Below are 17,425 nucleotides of genomic sequence, written 5' to 3'. Positions count from 1 at the left end.
CGAGTAAAGGAACCGACATGACTCAAGCCATTTTAGAACTTAGCTCAATTGAGAAAGCCTTCCCTGGTGTGAAAGCCCTGGATAAGGCAAGCCTCAACGTTTACCCAGGGCGCGTAATGGCGTTAATGGGTGAGAACGGTGCAGGTAAATCAACACTCATGAAAGTGCTGACAGGTATCTATCATTTGGATGGCGGTACTATCGCCTACCAAGGAAAGCCTGCTGCATTCAAAGGGCCGCGTGATTCTCAACAAGCAGGGATTAGTATCATTCACCAAGAATTGAACCTAATCCCTGAGTTAACCATCGCCGAGAACATCTTCTTAGGTCGTGAAATCACGGGCACCATGGGTCGTATCTTGTGGAACGAGATGTACCAAGAAGCAGACAAGCTACTTAAGCGCCTGAACGTAAAACACAGCTCGAAAACACCTTTAGGTCAGCTAAGCCTTGGTGAGCAACAAATGGTAGAGATCGCGAAAGCTCTATCGTTTGAATCTAAAGTCATCATCATGGATGAGCCGACGGATGCGCTAACCGATACTGAAACTGAGTCTCTGTTTAAGGTGATTAACGAACTGCGTGATGAAGGCTGCGGCATTGTTTACATCTCTCACCGTTTGAAAGAGATCTTCGAGATTTGTGATGACATCACAGTGCTGCGTGACGGTAAATTCATTGGTCAATGTGAAGTAAAAGATACCGATGAAGATGGTCTAATCGAAATGATGGTTGGTCGTAAACTGGATGAGCAATACCCAAGAATCCACTCAGGCTTTGGCGAAACCTGCCTAGAAGTGATTGGCTTGACTGGCTCTGGCGTTCATGACGTGAGCTTTACTCTAAAGCGTGGCGAAATCCTTGGTGTATCTGGCCTGATGGGCGCTGGTCGTACCGAACTGATGAAAGTGATTTACGGTGCCCTTCCAAGTGAACGCGGCGTCATCAACCTAGAAAACAAAACCATCAACCCGGTAAGTCCGAAAGATGGCCTTGCTAATGGCATTGCTTACATCTCTGAAGACCGTAAAGGCGATGGCTTAGTGCTTGGGCTTTCAGTGAAAGAGAACATGTCTCTTTGTTCACTGGATCTACTGACTAAGAGCGGCCAAATCCAACACAAAGACGAAGTGATCGCAGTGGATGACTTCATCAAGTTATTCAACATCAAAACCCCGACTCGCGAGCAGATCATCGGCAACCTTTCTGGTGGTAACCAACAGAAAGTAGCTATCGCTAAAGGTTTGATGACCAAACCAAAAGTACTGATTCTCGACGAGCCGACGCGTGGTGTCGATGTCGGTGCTAAGAAAGAAATTTACCAACTCATTAATAAATTTAAAGCCGACGGCATGAGCATTATTTTGGTCTCATCTGAAATGCCAGAAGTGTTAGGAATGAGTGACCGCATCATGGTGATGCATGAAGGCCGTGTAAGCGGTGAATTTGATGCTAAAGAAGCAAACCAAGAATTATTACTGGCGTGTGCGGTCGGTAAAAAGATCAACGAGGACGCAGCATGAGTACTAAAACCATGAGCAAAACAACTGAAACTGAAGCGCCAAAGAAGAAACCGTTAATCAGCAAAGAGTGGCTGATTGATCAAAAGTCATTGATTGCTTTGATCTTCCTGATTGTTGTCGTTTCTTTCTTAAACCCGAACTTCTTTACTGTCGACAACATCCTAAACATTCTGCGCCAAACCTCGGTTAACGCAATCATCGCTGTAGGTATGACGTTGGTTATCCTAACCGCGGGTATCGACTTGAGTGTTGGTTCTGTACTGGCGCTTTGTGGTGCATTCGCAGCCAGCATGATTGGTATGGAAATCCCAGTGATGATCGCAGTGCCAACCGCTCTAGTAGCAGGTGCGGCATTGGGTGCAATCAGTGGCGTGATTATCGCCAAGGGTAAGGTTCAAGCCTTCATCGCAACGCTTGTAACCATGACTCTTTTACGCGGCGTAACCATGGTTTACACAGATGGTCGTCCTATCTCAACTGGCTTCACCGACACAGCAGACGCATTCGCTTGGTTCGGTACAGGCTACGCAATGGGCATCCCTGTTCCAGTATGGATCATGGTCGTGGTATTCGCAGCGGTATGGTACCTACTTAACCACACACGCTTTGGTCGTTACGTTTACGCACTGGGTGGCAACGAATCAGCAACTCGCCTATCAGGCATCGACGTAGACAAAGTAAAAATCGGCGTTTACGCAATCTGTGGTCTGCTCGCAGCAGTGGCAGGCATCATCGTGGCATCGCGTTTGTCATCCGCTCAGCCAACCGCAGGTATGGGTTATGAGCTAGACGCTATCGCAGCCGTGGTTCTTGGTGGCACCAGCTTAGCCGGCGGTCGTGGTCGCATCATGGGCACATTGATTGGTGCACTGATTATCGGATTCCTAAACAACGCCCTAAACCTGTTAGACGTATCTTCTTACTACCAGATGATTGCAAAAGCAGTGGTTATTCTTCTGGCAGTATTGGTCGACAACAAAAACAAATAAAACCTATTCACACTCTAGGTTAATACAAGTAACACCCTGTTTTACCTTTAAATATTAGAATCTATAAATAATGTAACAACGAGCTAGGACTCACCTCCTAGCTCACCCTACACAAAGGACTTACACCATGAAAAAATTAGCGACTCTTATTTCTGCTGCTCTTCTTTCTACAACAGTATCTGTGTCTGCACAGGCGCAAGATACAATGGCAATCGTTCTGTCTACATTGAACAACCCATTCTTTGTAACCATGAAAGATGGCGCAGAAGCGAAAGCTGAAGAGCTAGGCTACAAGCTTATCGTTCTGGATTCTCAAAACGACCCAAGCAAAGAGCTGTCGAACATTGAAGATCTAACCATTCGTGGTGTTAAGGCTATCCTGATCAACCCAACAGATTCAGATGCTGTGTCTAACGCGATTCGCATGGCTAACCGCTCAAACATCCCAGTACTTACACTAGACCGTGGCGCAAGCCGTGGTGACGTAGTGAGCCACATCGCTTCTGATAACGTAATCGGTGGTGAAATGGCTGGTCACTTCATCATGGAAAAAGTAGGCGAAAAAGCGAAAGTAATCCAGCTTGAAGGTATTGCTGGTACTTCTGCAGCTCGTGAACGTGGTGAAGGCTTCATGAACGCAGTAAACGGCAGCGACCTTGAACTTCTTGCAAGCCAACCTGCTGATTTCGACCGTACTAAAGGTCTGAACGTAATGGAAAACTTGCTTGCAGCTAACCCAGATGTACAAGCAGTATTCGCTCAGAACGACGAAATGGCACTAGGTGCACTTCGCGCAGTTCAAGCTTCAGGTAAAGAAGTGATGATCGTTGGCTTTGATGGCACAGAAGACGGCATCGCAGCAGTTAACCGTGGCCTACTTGGCGCTACAGTTGCACAACAACCTGACCTAATCGGTTCTCTAGGTATCGAAATGGCAGACAAAGTACTGAAAGGCGAAACGGTAGACGAGTACGTACCAGTACCTCTAAAAATCATCGCTAAGTAATCGTTACTAGGTAATTGTTACTCGGTAACGCGATATAAAGCAGGGGTCCCCTATCCCCTGCTTTGCTTAACTCATTAGCTCACTGACTCAAAACAAAAAGCAAAAACCGACAGTGCATCGCTGTTTCTCATAAGCCGCTAACAAGGCGAGCAAATTACGTAACGAGAATTAACGTAATGAGAAAGACCCATGCATTTTCAAATACGATATATCATAAGGCTCGTATCATGACTCAACTGATTGTTTTAGGTAGCGTTAACGCTGACCACGTACTGCAAGTTCCTTCGTTCCCTCGTCCGGGTGAAACCTTGATTGGCGGTAACTATCAGGTCATCCCTGGCGGTAAAGGTGCAAACCAAGCGGTCGCTGCTGCGCGATTAAACGCAGATATCGGCTTTATCGCCTGTGTCGGTGACGACCCATTTGGTATCAACATTCGTCAAGATTTCGCTAAAGACGGCATCAACATCGACGGTGTTATCGTTGCAGACAACACTCCAACTGGCATCGCGATGATCCAAGTGTCCGCAACGGGCGAAAACAGCATTTGTCTTTCTGCAGAAGCTAATGACAAACTGACTTGCGATCAAATCGAACCACATCTAGAGAAGATTCGTGGTGCTAAATACCTGCTGACTCAACTTGAAACCCCGATTGAAGGCATTGAATACGCAGCAAAAACGGCAAAAGAGAGCGCAACTCGCGTAATTCTAAACCCTGCCCCTGCTCGCCCACTATCAGATACCTTACTAGCGTGTGTTGATGTGATCACACCAAACGAAACCGAAGCAGAAGTGCTGACAGGTGTTACCGTAACCGACAGCGCATCTGCTCATCAGGCGGCTTTGGCTCTGCACGCTAAAGGCATCGAGACGGTAATGATCACTCTTGGCGCAAAGGGGGTATGGGTAAGTAAAAACGGTGAAGGTGAGTTAATCGCAGGCTTCCGAGTTGAAGCAACAGACACAACCGCTGCGGGTGATACCTTCAACGGCGCATTAGTGACAGGCTTACTTGAAGATATGCCATTAGAACGCGCGATTAAGTTCGCTCACGCTGCGGCGGCAATTTCAGTGACTCGCTTTGGCGCTCAGACCTCTATTCCAAGCCGAGCTGAAACGGATGCGTTTTTAGCAGAGCAATTATCTGCTTAGCTTGATACCTACTTGAAGGCTTAACTCCTGAGCTAAACCGTAGTTAACGGATGTAAGCCTTCAAATTCGGTAACAACAAATAACAAGCATAAGCCCCTGTTTTCGGGCAGAATATCGCGCAACGTGGCAAGTGACTCCCACAAGGATTTTTTATGGCAACAATGAAAGACATCGCTCGGCTCGCCAAGGTTTCGACTTCTACCGTGAGCCATGTGATCAACAAGTCACGTTTTGTCAGTGAAGAGATAGCTGAGCGTGTTAACAATGCGGCTAAAGAATTGAACTACGCGCCGTCTGCATTGGCTCGTAGCTTGAAAATGAAGCAAACCAAAACCCTTGGAATGCTGGTGACCACCTCTACTAACCCATTCTTTGGAGAAGTAGTGAAAGGCGTAGAACGTCGTTGCTACGAAAAAGGCTACAACCTGATTTTGTGCAACACCGAGGGTGACAGCGAACGCATGAAATCATCCATCGATACTTTGCTGCAAAAGCGTGTCGATGGCTTGATGCTGATGTGTTCTACCCTTGAAGGCGAGCATATCGATGTGTTTGAACGTTACCCAGAACTGCCTGTTGTGGTTATGGACTGGGGCCCAATGTTGTTTGCGAGCGATAAGATCCAAGACAACTCGCATCAAGGCGGCTACATGGCGACCAAGCACTTGATAGATAACGGCCACTCTCAGATTGGTTGTATCACTGGCCCGCTTCATCGCAATCAAGCCTCGTCTCGTTACCAAGGTTTCAAGCAAGCGATGGAAGAAGCGAATTTAGAGATCAACCCAAACTGGATTGTAGAATCTAACTTCGAATGCGATGGCGGTTTTGATTCTTACCAAACACTGAAAGCACGTGGTGGAATGCCTAGTGCACTGTTTGTGAGTAATGACATGATGGCCATGGGCGTGATTCATGCAGCGGCTCAAGATGGTACTTCGATTCCCAACGACCTATCTATTATTGGCTACGATGACATCCACCTGTCGAAATACATGACACCAGCGCTAAGCACTGTCCACCAGCCAAAACACCGTTTAGGCAAAGCGGCAGTCGATACGCTTTTGAGCAGATTACAAACGCCAGACGCTTACCCGCAGGTGGTTGAGTTGGAGCCAACATTAGTTGAACGACGCAGCGTAAAAGCCATTTAAAGCGCTTCCTTACAGCTCTAATCAACAGTTAAAAGTAACAAAGGGCAAGGTTAAATAACCTTGCCCTTTTCGACCCTATAACATTTCGCTATAATGCAGACTGCTTGAAAACAAGCATAATGAAAGCACCTTTCCCCTTACTCTAGCTTGCCCGCCCACATAATACACCCACACCTAACAATCGAATTCTAATTCAACGCATGCTCATTGCTTATGAGTCGGAATAGCTTGATAAAACAGATCACAACTCATTAATTGGTAAATTTATTAGCCAATTGCCATAAGTTAATCGAGTGATTTTTTAAATCGAGTAGCGGAAAAAATAATACCAATCACAGTAAACACCGCTAACCAAATTGCATCGTATTGCATGTCGGTCAATTCCGCACCACGAACCACGACACCTCGTATAATTCGAATATAATGAGTGGCGGGCAAGGCTTCGGAGATCCATTGTGCTGCAATTGGCATCCCCTCGTAAGGAAACATGAAGCCAGATAACAAAATAGACGGTAACAAGATAAACATCGTCAATTGCATGGACTGCAATTGCGTTTTCGCAATGGTCGAAATGACCAAGCCTAGGGTCAAACTGGCCGCAATAAAAAGTAAACTCCCCAAAAATATTTGCATTAATGACCCGTTTATTGGCACCTTAAACAGTATGTGACCTAACCCTAATACAATCACCACTTGAATAAGACCAACAAAGATATAGGGAATAATTTTTGCAATCATTAACTCCATCGGTGTAACAGGCGTGGTTATAAGCAACTCTAGATTACCTTGCTCCCTCTCTCTAACAATGGCGATGCTGGTAAACAGCACCATGGTCATGCTTAGTATTACCCCCAGCAGACCCGGCACAATATTCACTGCGGATTTCCGGCTAGGGTTGTAAAAAACGGTTGCTTCAAAGGTTTTACTTGAACTATCACTTTTTACTTGATGATTCGCCAGTTTGTCGTAGGGGGTAAAAGGCATATTAAGTAGGCTGAGTATAGTGGCGCTCACCGTACTATCAGAACCGTCAACCAACCATTGACCTAGCTCCCTCCCCTGTTCGAAGCGCTGGTTGATATCTTTAGGAAGTATCAACGCGGCACGTATTTCTCCAGCCTGAATCGCATATTGCGCTTCTTCGGCCGTCAAATAACTTTGTTTGAAATTGACCACTTGTGAGGCGCGTACCGACTCCGTCACTAATCGCCCCATCTGACTTTGGCTTTGATCGACAATGCCAACATTGATGTTGCGAATGTCAGTGTTAATCGCATAACCAAAAAGCAGCAATTGAATGAGCGGGATCATCACAATCATGCCAAAGGTGAGGCGATCACGTGACAGTTGTTTGACTTCTTTAAACACAATCGCTTTTATTCGAAACAAGGTATTCATTGACGTCCCTCCCCGGTGACGCTAACAAATACGTCTTCCAATGTCGGTCGGACTAAATCCATTTCCGCATGTTGTAGCTCAGTAAACTGTCCACGAAGCCACGCAATCGGATCACCAATTTGCTGATAAACAAGTACCCGCAAGCGAATACCAAGCTGCGCCGCAGAGCGTATTTCCGCGCACTGCAACAGTTGGCTTTTTAGATGACGCAAATTATCAGCTTTGAGTTCAACAATGTTAACGCCCATTTGGCTCATCAGCGCTTTCGGCGTACCATCAGCTCTGAGTTGACCCGACTCCATAATGGCCAGGCGATGACAGCGTTCAGCTTCATCCATATAGTGAGTCGTCACCAATATCGTGGTACCCATGTCTGATAGATCAAACAGTTTTTCCCAAAAGTCACGACGGTTTTCGGGGTCAACGGCTGAGGTCGGCTCATCTAAAAACAGTAACTCGGGTTGATTTATAGTAGCAGCAGCCAAGGAAAGACGCTGCTTCTGACCTCCACTCATGCCTCTTACTAGCTGTCGACGTAATCTGTCTAACCCATAGGTTGACAACTGCGCTTGGCAACGCTGCTTGAGCTTAGCTCGATCCATGCCAAATACGTTGCCCATGAACACTAAATTTTCTTCAACAGTCAGATCTTCATAAAGTGAAAATTTTTGGGTCATATAACCAATTTTTAAACGCAGTTTTTCGGCATCTTTGGGGATACTGTGCTCCAAAACCTCTATCTCTCCGGCCGTCGGAGTCAACAAGCCGGTTAAGGTTCGGATCATGGTTGATTTCCCACAACCGTTTGGGCCTAAGAAGCCATATATGTTGCCCTTCTCGACTTCCAGCGAGATATCATCAATAGCCGTAAAATCACCGAATTTTTTAGTCACATGGTGTGCCTTTATCGCTAATTGGGACATACGATTACTCCATATCGACTTGCACCGGAATACCGGCGGCATATCGCTTAGTAGACTCCGGTAGATCAATTTCAGCTAAATAGACAAATCGTGAGCGATCATCCTCACTCATACTGGTATAAGGGGTAAAAGCGGGGTCAACGGAAATCCAACGCACCTGACCGGTTACTGGGTTTTCTACCCCATCAATGTGCACTGTTGCTAGGCTTCCGACAGAGAATTTGGCACGAAAAGGTTCAGGGATATACACTCGAGCGTAAGGGACTTGATTAGATTGTATAATGGCCACCACCGCATTCATCGGAACGCGCTCGCCTTGATTATAAGGCAACGAATCTAACACACCGTCTCGTGTCGCAATAACGGTTAGCTCATCTAACTGAACTTGTTGCAACTCTAATTGTGCATTCGCTGCTGCAAGGTTCGCTCTAGCCCCATCAATGTCCTCTTGACGAGATCCTTGGGTCATTTTTTTCAAACTTTGCTGCGCCGCTTCAAGTGACGAGCGTGCCGAATCTCGCTCAGCTTGCGCAGTATCTTTGCTGGATATGGGTGCGAGCTTCTGATTGGTCATGGCCGAAACACGTTCAAAATTCTTTTCCGCATCCGCCAGTTTTACACGCGCATTCACAACGTTGGCTTTGGCAAGATCGATATCTTCAATACGTTCACCATCGAGCAGTTTGTCTAAGTCAGCTTGAGCCTTGTCGCGTTGCGATAGCATTTGTTTTACTTGCGCTTGATTCTTATCATTTGAAAACACTACCAGCACATCGCCTTTCGCGACCCTCTCACCTTCTGCTACCGGTAATTCTTGAATGATTTCGTTGGCAGTGGCGGTCAGAGAAACCCGCTCTCGTTCGAGAATACCGGAAGCTTGTAAAGACGAGTCAGGACTACACCCTGTGATAGCAATGAAGGAAAGTATCAGCGCACAGTAGTGAGAAACACGAGATTTACTGACCATTACAGCCCCCTATTAAGCCACCTTTATTTTGAACTCTTAGTTTAAATCCAATTTAAACTAAACAACAGGATAAACAATATTTTAAGGTTCCAACCCACGCTTAAGCCCAACTCAGTATCAAGGGGGATAGTGAAGCTACCCGTCAGCGAATTTTAACCATAACGGGCAAGTTAATTACGATTCAAGATTTTGCCAATACCAAAAAGTAAAGCGGTCGCGAGCAAGGAAAACGTAGATGTGGCATCGATCAGCGATTACTTTAAATCTCGCGATAATTTATATAGATAGGTGTAGATTGCCGAGCATCGACAGATGCATAAAGCTAGAAGACTTACAAAACATTGAGCAGCAGAGAAAACATCCCGATGAGATATTTAGAGATTTTATCGAATACCGATTTGAGAACCGCTGGAACATTCATTCTTGGGCGTCAAAATATTAGCCAAAGAGATACTCTCACCCAGCGTCGATCTGGATCAACTCATCAAACTCGAAGTTCTTCCTTCCTAAGGTGCAAGTGATTAAAAAGCTGCTGAGTGGTGTCGCCGATATTCCTTCTGACTCACCCGCACTTTACCCACGCTCAAGTTCTTATGAACTCGAATGGGCTGCAAATCATATATTAAACATATACACAAAAAACCTATCATAACAAATTCAATTAAAACATTACGTTAGACGGCATTTAATCTGGGATTAATGCCTAAAATTCAGTCTATGGTTAGACATTACTGTGCATTTTAGGACAAACGTTTGACCATTTAAGACATGCCGTATTTTATAGAGCAACATCAAAAAAAATATTTTTGTATTGTTTAATACTACTGCCGAAACAATTTACCAAGTAACCCTACGTGAAATTCGAGGATTAAATGAAACATACCATTTTAGCAGCTACGTTAATTGCCAGCTCTCACTCTGTAGTATTCGCTGAAGAATTAGATCCATCAGATCTAACAAAAACTTTTACACAGTTGTCTATTGGTGGCTCAAATAAAGGTGATGCAAAATTAATGGGTTCAGTCTCCCACATATTGGAGAGTGGCACCGCGTTAATGGGTACACTAGAAGCGACAGTCGACCAAGAAGGGGAATATTCTGACAGCCGTTTTCAGTATTACCATGTTCTCAATGTTGATAACAGTATCACACCACGCTGGGCTGGCTCACTAGATATTATTGATAACAGTTTGTTCACTACAGCCAATATTGGTGCGGCTACTGTATTTAAAACAGGCCTTCAAGGCTTTGACATTTATGCACGTGCGGGTTACGTGCAAGGTGTGTATTCAGATGATTTCCAAAGCATGATGGGAATTAATGATGACTCTAACAATGGTTACATGGGCGGTATTTACTTTTCATATGCTGCATCAAACGGTATGTATGTTCAGTACTTCCCTGAATACATGAAGTTAAATGGCGATGCTGATTTTACAAACCAGAAAAATACTATTCAATTTGGCGCACCTATTAATGATAGTAAATCAGTTTGGATGACCTTTAAGTACGAAAATATCCAAAACACAATGGAAAGTACATCGCAGAAAATAGAAACAGATGATAACGCTGTTTGGGGCTTTGTTAAGTTCTACTTTTAATCCTAATCCTAATCCTAATCCTAATCCTAAGGTATAAAAATGAAGTTTAAAATAAAAAAACTTGCAGCATCAATCCTTGCTACTTCACTCTTAGCGTCAGCTGTGGCGGACGCATGCACGGGCATTCGTTTGGTCGCAGATAACGGCGATGTCGTTGCAGCCCGCACAATGGAGTTCAGCGATGAAATGATCGATTGGTCTTGGAAAGTCTACCCACGTGGGCATGAATTCCAAGGCTACACGCCAGATGGCGCTAACGGTAAAACCTGGAAAGCGAACTACGGCATGGTAACAACCGTTGCGCTGGGTGATGAATCGGATGTCGTCGCTGAAGGCTTGAATGAGCATGGTTTGCAGACAGGTATGTTTTTCTTCATGCCGTATGGACCAGCAAAGTTTAGTGAGTATGAAGCAGCTGAAGCAGCTGAGTCAATTGGCGGTTGGCAGATCGCAACCTATATACTATCACAAGCAAAAAATGTTGAAGAAGCGGTTGAACTGCTGAAAAATATTAATGTTGTTGATGCGAAAGTTGTGCCACACGCTGATGATTGGAATTTCTCGCCAACTATTCACTACAATATCAATGATGCTGATGGCAATTCAGTTGTGATTGAATACATTAATGGTGAATTAAAAGTTCACGATAACCCATTAGGTACGCTTACAAATAACCCACGTTTTGAATGGCACCAAGAAAACTTAAAACGTTATACAAATCTTCCACAAGAGCAAGCGCCTCTACAGAACAGTGAAGAAATAAAAGCGGGCGGTCTTGATGTTGGTAACGTGCAGTCGCTTGATGGTGAACCAACTGCTGCGAACCGATTCGTTCGTGCTGCTCGTTTCAGCCAAGAAATGCCTCGTTTCGATAGCGCTAAAGAGGGTATTCATGCTGCCATTAGCATTATGAATACGTTTGAAATCCCGAACGGTTACAAAAAATATCGTCATACTGATGGAAAGGATTACTCACAAACTGTGGCTTGGACAGTGGCAAGTGATTTAGAAAATAAGGTGATGTACGTTAAGTCATACCAGAGCCCTGAGTATGTAAAAGTAGAATTAGACAATATCGATTTTACAACTGGTAAAGTTTCATTCTTTGATATTCCAACAGAATTTAAAGCAGAGCCTGTTGAAATTAAGTAGTTAGCAATAAAACGCATGGATAAGTCACTGTAGTGGCTTATCCATGAATACAGAAGACATTCGGCTTCTGTTTGTGAAATTTTTTTAGGTGATGATTAGCTCCTCTCTTACGTAGTTCACCATATTATTATTTTGCACTTAAAATCAATTTGTTACTAATATACAAATAGGAATGAATAATGAAAATTAAAACACTTACGCTCGCTGTATTACTTGCTACTTCACTTACTGGGGTTGCTGATGCCTGTACTTCAGTTGCTTGGAATACGCACTTCGGGACGGTAACAACACGTACGATGGATTGGGTTGAATCTACTCATCCAGTATTAGGTAATATTAATAAAGGTGATATGCGTGCTATCCAAGGGAATGGCATCGGTGATAAGTACGAAGTAAAATACGACGTTGTTGCTATTTTTGCTTATGGTGAGCTTGTTGGCGATGGAATGAATAGTGAAGGTCTACAAGTTAACACTTTGTTCTACCCTAGAATGTCAATGGAACCGGTTACAAACACCTCTCAAATTACGCAATTTTCTTTTGGTGAATACCTACTGACTAATTATGCCTCTGTTGAAGAAGTTGTTAAAGCGCTGCCAACACTTGATTTTGGTCGATTAACGCTCGAAGGCATGCCAATGGAGATGAATTTGCATTGGTCTGTTACAGATAAGAGTGGCGATCGCTTGGTCGTGGAGATGGATGAAGGGAAAATCAGCACTTATCGCGGTGAAGATGCGATGGTAATGACCAACGATCCATCACAAAAAGAACAGATCGCGAAACGAAAAGAACTTTCTGCTTCATGGGAAGATGCTGATCGCGATACAGATTACGGCTCCATTGGCAATGGTAATGCGCAGAGTCGTTACCTGCATGCAAGTTACTTTAGCAGCAAGCTTAGCAAGCCAACCAGTGTACATAATGCAATGATGAAGCTTTCTACTGTCCCATTTAGAGTGCCTGCTGATGCGCCATACCTTGACTTTGGTAACGGTGCAGGCATGAGTGGTTATGCAACAGAATGGACAATGACGCAAAGCATAGAAACGGGTGATACCGTGTTTGAATACAATTTCAATGATAATTGGAACACGGTACAATTTAATGTTTATGAGATGATGGGTAAACAGTTCCGCATCCCGCTTGATAAGTCGGTGATGGCTCAGTATTAATGATACAAATGCTCTATTAATCAGAGATAAGCTTCTGCAAGTTGAAATCAGCTGATTGGTTAGAGAAATTGATGATTAAATATCTTGAGAACAACGCGATAATTAATTAAATCATAGTATTAAGAATTAGAGCATGTTGTCCTTTTCTGTAATGTTCATGTTCTGCAATACATCGACAACACATTAACACAAATGCCAGCGATAACTTGCTGGCATAATTCCTTTCTACCTTATTCTATCTACTTTATATAGCTCGATAACACAGCGCGAAATTACAACACCTTAGCAGAGCAGTGGTATGCTGACACTAAACTCGCCACCATCGCTGGAACTTACTCGTCAACCGAAAGTGAACTCAGGCAACATTAAGCCTATTCCCCTAACGGAAGGGGCGAATGCACTTTGTTACGCTGATATAAACAGGACTGATGCTCTGTAATCTTTATCCCATTCAGCTTTATTCATCTTCCTGGTGCCGACAAGTTCCCTTCGGATTTCCTAAACCAGTTCTGAACAAAACGTCTGCAACAAGCCAGATTCAGGCCGTTATCAACCACTTTATCCAGAGTTTCAACCTGACAATGCACAGCAGCAGCCGTAAACAAACATCTTTTTATATCTAAAGCATCTCACAGGTTTCTTATCGCAGTTAGCTTCATACCTTCACAGGTTTGGTGTGAGAGTCAAACCTTAGCCAACCTCGAATATCGAGACCATATTAAGGGGCATCTTGTTTGTTCGCTTTCGCACCTTTTAGTATTTCCCATCAACACTGATGATAGGCTAAGCGTGCCTCTACTTATGCTAATCAACCCATCATCACTTCTACCCACTATCGCTTCTAAGAGCTTTTCAGGTAAACAGTCTCATAATGGCTGCACGCCCTCCCCCTAAGGGTAAGGTTTACGCTGTTACTGTAATATTTGTTTGAATGGTCAAAATCTCGCACAAAAAAGCCTTCAATACAGGTTGAAGGCTTGAATCATTATCCTAATTTATTATCTTGGCCACCTAGATGGGGAGCTCAGCTCGAACTATTATGTAGCTCACTCCACTCTTTCTATAATCGTCGCAATACCTTGCCCCATACCAATACACATAGTCGCGAGCCCGTACTTGCCGCCACGTTGCTCCATGATATTTATAAGGCTTCCGACAATTCGAGCACCCGAACATCCCAATGGATGACCCAGTGAGATAGCGCCACCGTGCAGGTTCACTTTATCTTCACGCTGCTCCCATAAACCCAGATCTTTTAAGCATGGAATAGCTTGTGCTGCAAAGGCTTCATTCACTTCAGCAAAATCGATATCAGCTATCGTTAGATCAGTCTTTGCTAACGCTTTTTTAGTTGCAGGTACGGGTCCATAACCCATAAGCGCGGCTGGCACTCCCGCAGAGGCAGACGAGATAACCTTAGCTCTCGGTTTAATGCCGAGTTCAAGAGCTTTATCTTCACTCATCACCAGCAAACAAGATGCGCCGTCAGACAAGGCCGAAGACGTACCTGCCGTTACCGTTCCTCGAGGATCAAACGCAGGGCGAAGCTTAGACAAAGACTCAACGGTGGTTTCAGGACGAATCACCTCATCATGCTTGACCAAGATTGGCGCACCGCTTTCATCATGACCCATAGTTGGGACAATCTCGTTATCAAAGCGACCTTCAAGTGTCGCTTCGTGCGCGAGTCGGTGTGAACGAGCACCCAGCTCGTCTTGCTCTTGGCGTGATACCTTATGCAGTTGACCTAATGCTTCGGCCGTTAGACCCATCATTGCAGAAGCTTGTGCCATATTGCGGTTATATGGGTTTAGGTTAATGCCTTTTGTCATTGGGACATGCCCCATGTGTTCAACACCACCAACAAGGACAACATCGGCATCACCCGCTTTGATCGAGCGCGTGGCCATGTGCAAAGCATCCATCGAAGATCCACACAAACGGTTGACCGTTGTTGCAGGCACTTCTTCAGACAGCCCTGCTTGAAGTGCTGCAACCTTCGCAAGGTTCACGCCCTGCTCTTCTTGTTGCTGCACACACCCCCAGATCACATCATCAATCAGAGCAGATTCAACCTTTGGCTGACGCTTCAGCATTGCACTCATTAAGTGAGACGAAAGATCATCGGCTCGAACATGTCGAAATACACCATTTTTTGAACGCCCCATTGGAGTTCGAATCGCATCTACAATCACTACGTTTTTCATATTTTTTGCTCCAGGTTATGCGTAAAAATTACGGTTCAGTTCAACACGGTCACGAAGACCTTGAGGTATAGCATATAAAGAGCCTAAGTCTTCATATTGTTGGGCAATCTCTAGCAGCTTATCTAGACCCATGCTATCCATGTAGTAGAAGATTCCGCCACGGAATGCCGGGAACCCAGTGCCGTAAATAAACGCAATATCACCCTCGGCCGCTGAAGAAATAATACCGTCATCCAAACAGCGAATCGCTTCATACATCATCGGTAACATCATTCGTAGTGTGATGTCTTGAGGCTCCATTGAGGTTGGTGCATCGCAAAGGCTTTCAATAAGCGCAGTGGTTTCTGAATGGCTTTCTGGCTTTAAGCGACCTTTACGATCCGCTTTATACAGATAGAAACCCTCTTTGGTTTTTTGGCCTAAACGCCCTTTAGCAACAGATTCCGAGATCAGGTTAGCTTCAGGCTTGGCTAAACGCATCGGGAAGGCTTCACTCATCACATCAATACAGTGATCCGCGGTATCTAGTCCAATCACATCAAGCAGATGCGCTGGCCCCATTGGCCAACCAAACCCTTTGCTCATCACTTTATCGATTTGAGCAATATCACCGCCCGCAACCAACAATTGATTGAAAGCCAAGAAATAAGGCGTCAGGCAGCGATTAACCAAGAAACCAGCACAGTCGTTCACCACGATAGGCGTTTTGCCAAGTGCTAGGACGTAGTTGACTGCGGTTGCAATGGTTTCCGGTGACGTTTGCTCACCTTTAATCACTTCAACCAACGGCATGCGATGCACCGGGTTAAAGAAGTGAATACCACAGAAGTTCTCTGGGTTCTTTAATGAGTGCGCTAAACCACTGATCATTAAAGTAGATGTGTTCGATGCAATCATTGCATTTGGTGCCACCTGTTCAAGCTCAGCTAACACCTTTTCTTTAACGATTGGATTCTCAACGACCGCTTCTATCACTAAATCACAGCTGTCTAAGGCCGCATTGTGTAAAGTCGGTACGATACGATTGAGCACTTCACCCATCGCTTCAGGGGTCTTACGGCCACGAGTTACTTGCTTAGAAAGCAGTTGATTGGCTTCATTTAGCCCTAACGCTAAACCCTGTTTATTGATGTCTTTGAGTACCACATCCAGCTTTTTATCCGCAGTGACATAAGCGATGCCGCCGCCCATAATGCCCGCGCCGACGACACCCACTTCTTCGGTTTTCTTACCGCCTTTAGCGTGTTTTTTTGCTGTCGACTTTACTGCCATGTCGCTAAGGAAAACATTCACTAAAGCGTCTGCTACACCACTTGCGACACATTCAATGATTCCCACTTGCTCAAGCTTTAAGGCTTCATCGCGAGAGCAACGAGCGCTTTGAGAAATCGTGTTCAGAATAATGCCCGGTGCAGGATAATGCGAGCCAGCGGCTTTCGCGACCATACCTTTAGCGACATTAATCGACATCGCCAGTTCCGCGTCATTCAGAGTCAGTGGCGCTTGTTTTTCTGCATAACGCTGCTGCCAATCAAAGTCACCAGAGATGCACGATTCAAGCATAGTTAACGCGCTTTCAACTGGATCTGTCTTGCATGCATCGATCACACCATCAACAACGTGATGCTCTAATGCTTGTTGCGCCTTAAAGGTTTTACCCATAGTTAGCCATTGCAGCGCTGTATCCACACCTATGATGCGCGGTAATCGAGTCACACCACCCCATGCTGGCATAATGCCGAGCTTAACTTCAGGCAGGCTCATTTTCAGATCGGTCGTCGCAAGACGATACTCTGCAAGCAGTGAAAGCTCTACTCCACCGCCAGCAGCTACACCATTAACGATGGCTACTTTGGGAAGTTTTAGATCTTCGATTCGGTTATAGATGGAGTGCGCCCATGATAAATAATCGGTAATGGCCGCATCACCATCACTAAACAGAGAGCGAAAGGCTTTTACATCCGCACCCGCGCTAAATAACGCTTTGCCTGAACGGATGATCAGACCGGCAGCATCACTGTTTTCAAGTTGTTCGACACAGCTTTCAAGTTCAATTAGAGCTGATTTAGTGAGTGTGTTAACCGAATCAGTTTCTGCGTTGAAAACCAATTCAACTATACGGTTAGAATCTTCGATAAATGCGAGTTTGAAAAATTGTCCTGTAAACATAATTACC

General features: G+C 44.8%; 14 protein-coding genes and 1 pseudogene. 9 read left to right on the top strand and 6 right to left on the bottom strand.

Annotation, left to right across the window (positions count from 1 at the left end):
• Positions 1–17 precede the first annotated feature (17 nt).
• The 5 genes from rbsA to L1D22_RS11695 all read left to right on the top strand — a co-directional run bounded on the left by rbsA (position 18) and on the right by L1D22_RS11695 (position 5,826).
• Positions 18–1,523, top strand: coding sequence for a ribose ABC transporter ATP-binding protein RbsA (rbsA, locus tag L1D22_RS11715; protein ID WP_145575226.1), 1,506 nt, complete (start codon positions 18–20; stop codon positions 1,521–1,523).
• A complete protein-coding gene (gene rbsC / locus L1D22_RS11710) occupies positions 1,520–2,512 on the top strand; it encodes a ribose ABC transporter permease (protein ID WP_009844905.1) in 993 nt (330 codons plus the stop codon). Before rbsA ends, rbsC begins: the two co-directional genes overlap by 4 nt.
• A 127-nt stretch (positions 2,513–2,639) precedes the next feature.
• Complete coding sequence (rbsB, locus tag L1D22_RS11705) at positions 2,640–3,518, top strand: ribose ABC transporter substrate-binding protein RbsB (protein WP_137026186.1); 879 nt, start codon at positions 2,640–2,642, stop codon at positions 3,516–3,518.
• Positions 3,519–3,745: 227 nt separating this feature from the next.
• On the top strand, positions 3,746–4,672 hold the full coding sequence (rbsK, locus tag L1D22_RS11700) for a ribokinase (protein ID WP_239829911.1): 927 nt from the start codon (positions 3,746–3,748) through the stop codon (positions 4,670–4,672).
• Positions 4,673–4,824: 152 nt separating this feature from the next.
• Entirely contained in the window at positions 4,825–5,826 is a 1,002-nt protein-coding gene (locus L1D22_RS11695; protein WP_239829910.1) for a substrate-binding domain-containing protein, read from the top strand.
• 285 nt (positions 5,827–6,111) lie between these two features.
• Here L1D22_RS11695 and L1D22_RS11690 read toward each other — a convergent pair whose 3' ends face one another.
• Genes L1D22_RS11690 through L1D22_RS11680 form a run of 3 tightly spaced genes read right to left on the bottom strand, consistent with a single transcriptional unit; the run spans position 6,112 to position 9,114 of the window.
• Positions 6,112–7,224 (bottom strand): ABC transporter permease, encoded by a 1,113-nt coding sequence (locus tag L1D22_RS11690; RefSeq protein ID WP_239829909.1) that lies wholly within the window; start codon positions 7,222–7,224, stop codon positions 6,112–6,114.
• On the bottom strand, positions 7,221–8,147 hold the full coding sequence (locus tag L1D22_RS11685) for an ABC transporter ATP-binding protein (RefSeq protein WP_239829908.1): 927 nt from the start codon (positions 8,145–8,147) through the stop codon (positions 7,221–7,223). The genes L1D22_RS11690 and L1D22_RS11685 overlap by 4 nt, the downstream gene beginning before the upstream one ends.
• A 4-nt stretch (positions 8,148–8,151) precedes the next feature.
• Positions 8,152–9,114 carry an HlyD family efflux transporter periplasmic adaptor subunit gene (locus L1D22_RS11680; protein WP_239829907.1) on the bottom strand — a complete coding sequence of 321 codons (963 nt, stop codon included), beginning with the start codon at positions 9,112–9,114 and terminating at the stop codon, positions 8,152–8,154.
• 872 nt (positions 9,115–9,986) lie between these two features.
• Between L1D22_RS11680 and L1D22_RS11675 the strand changes: the two genes are divergently transcribed.
• The 4 genes from L1D22_RS11675 (at position 9,987) to L1D22_RS11660 (ending at position 13,481) form a co-directional block, all read left to right on the top strand.
• Positions 9,987–10,715 (top strand): hypothetical protein, encoded by a 729-nt coding sequence (locus L1D22_RS11675; protein ID WP_239829906.1) that lies wholly within the window; start codon positions 9,987–9,989, stop codon positions 10,713–10,715.
• 39 nt (positions 10,716–10,754) lie between these two features.
• Positions 10,755–11,867, top strand: coding sequence for a linear amide C-N hydrolase (locus L1D22_RS11670; protein ID WP_239829905.1), 1,113 nt, complete (start codon positions 10,755–10,757; stop codon positions 11,865–11,867).
• 179 nt (positions 11,868–12,046) lie between these two features.
• Positions 12,047–13,042 carry a linear amide C-N hydrolase gene (locus L1D22_RS11665; RefSeq protein WP_239829904.1) on the top strand — a complete coding sequence of 332 codons (996 nt, stop codon included), beginning with the start codon at positions 12,047–12,049 and terminating at the stop codon, positions 13,040–13,042.
• Between the two features lie 298 nt (positions 13,043–13,340).
• Positions 13,341–13,481: a hypothetical protein gene (locus L1D22_RS11660; protein ID WP_239829903.1), complete on the top strand. Its 141-nt coding sequence runs from the start codon at positions 13,341–13,343 to the stop codon at positions 13,479–13,481.
• On the opposite strand, the pseudogene L1D22_RS11655 reads toward L1D22_RS11660, so the two are convergent.
• The 3 genes and pseudogenes from L1D22_RS11655 to fadB form a co-directional block, all read right to left on the bottom strand.
• Positions 13,448–13,858: pseudogene (locus L1D22_RS11655) on the bottom strand (hypothetical protein); the annotation flags it as partial. The gene L1D22_RS11660 and the pseudogene L1D22_RS11655 overlap by 34 nt on opposite strands.
• Before the next feature lie 230 nt (positions 13,859–14,088).
• Entirely contained in the window at positions 14,089–15,249 is a 1,161-nt protein-coding gene (gene fadA / locus L1D22_RS11650) for an acetyl-CoA C-acyltransferase FadA (RefSeq protein ID WP_239829902.1), read from the bottom strand.
• A gap of 15 nt (positions 15,250–15,264) precedes the next feature.
• A complete protein-coding gene (fadB, locus tag L1D22_RS11645; protein ID WP_239829901.1) occupies positions 15,265–17,418 on the bottom strand; it encodes a fatty acid oxidation complex subunit alpha FadB in 2,154 nt (717 codons plus the stop codon).
• Positions 17,419–17,425: the final 7 nt, after the last annotated feature.

The organism is Vibrio sp. Isolate34 (assembly GCF_022397915.1).
Classification (GTDB): Bacteria; Pseudomonadota; Gammaproteobacteria; order Enterobacterales; family Vibrionaceae; genus Vibrio.
The sequence above is the reverse complement of the archived record's forward strand: the minus strand, read 5'-3'. Positions and strand labels throughout refer to the sequence as shown.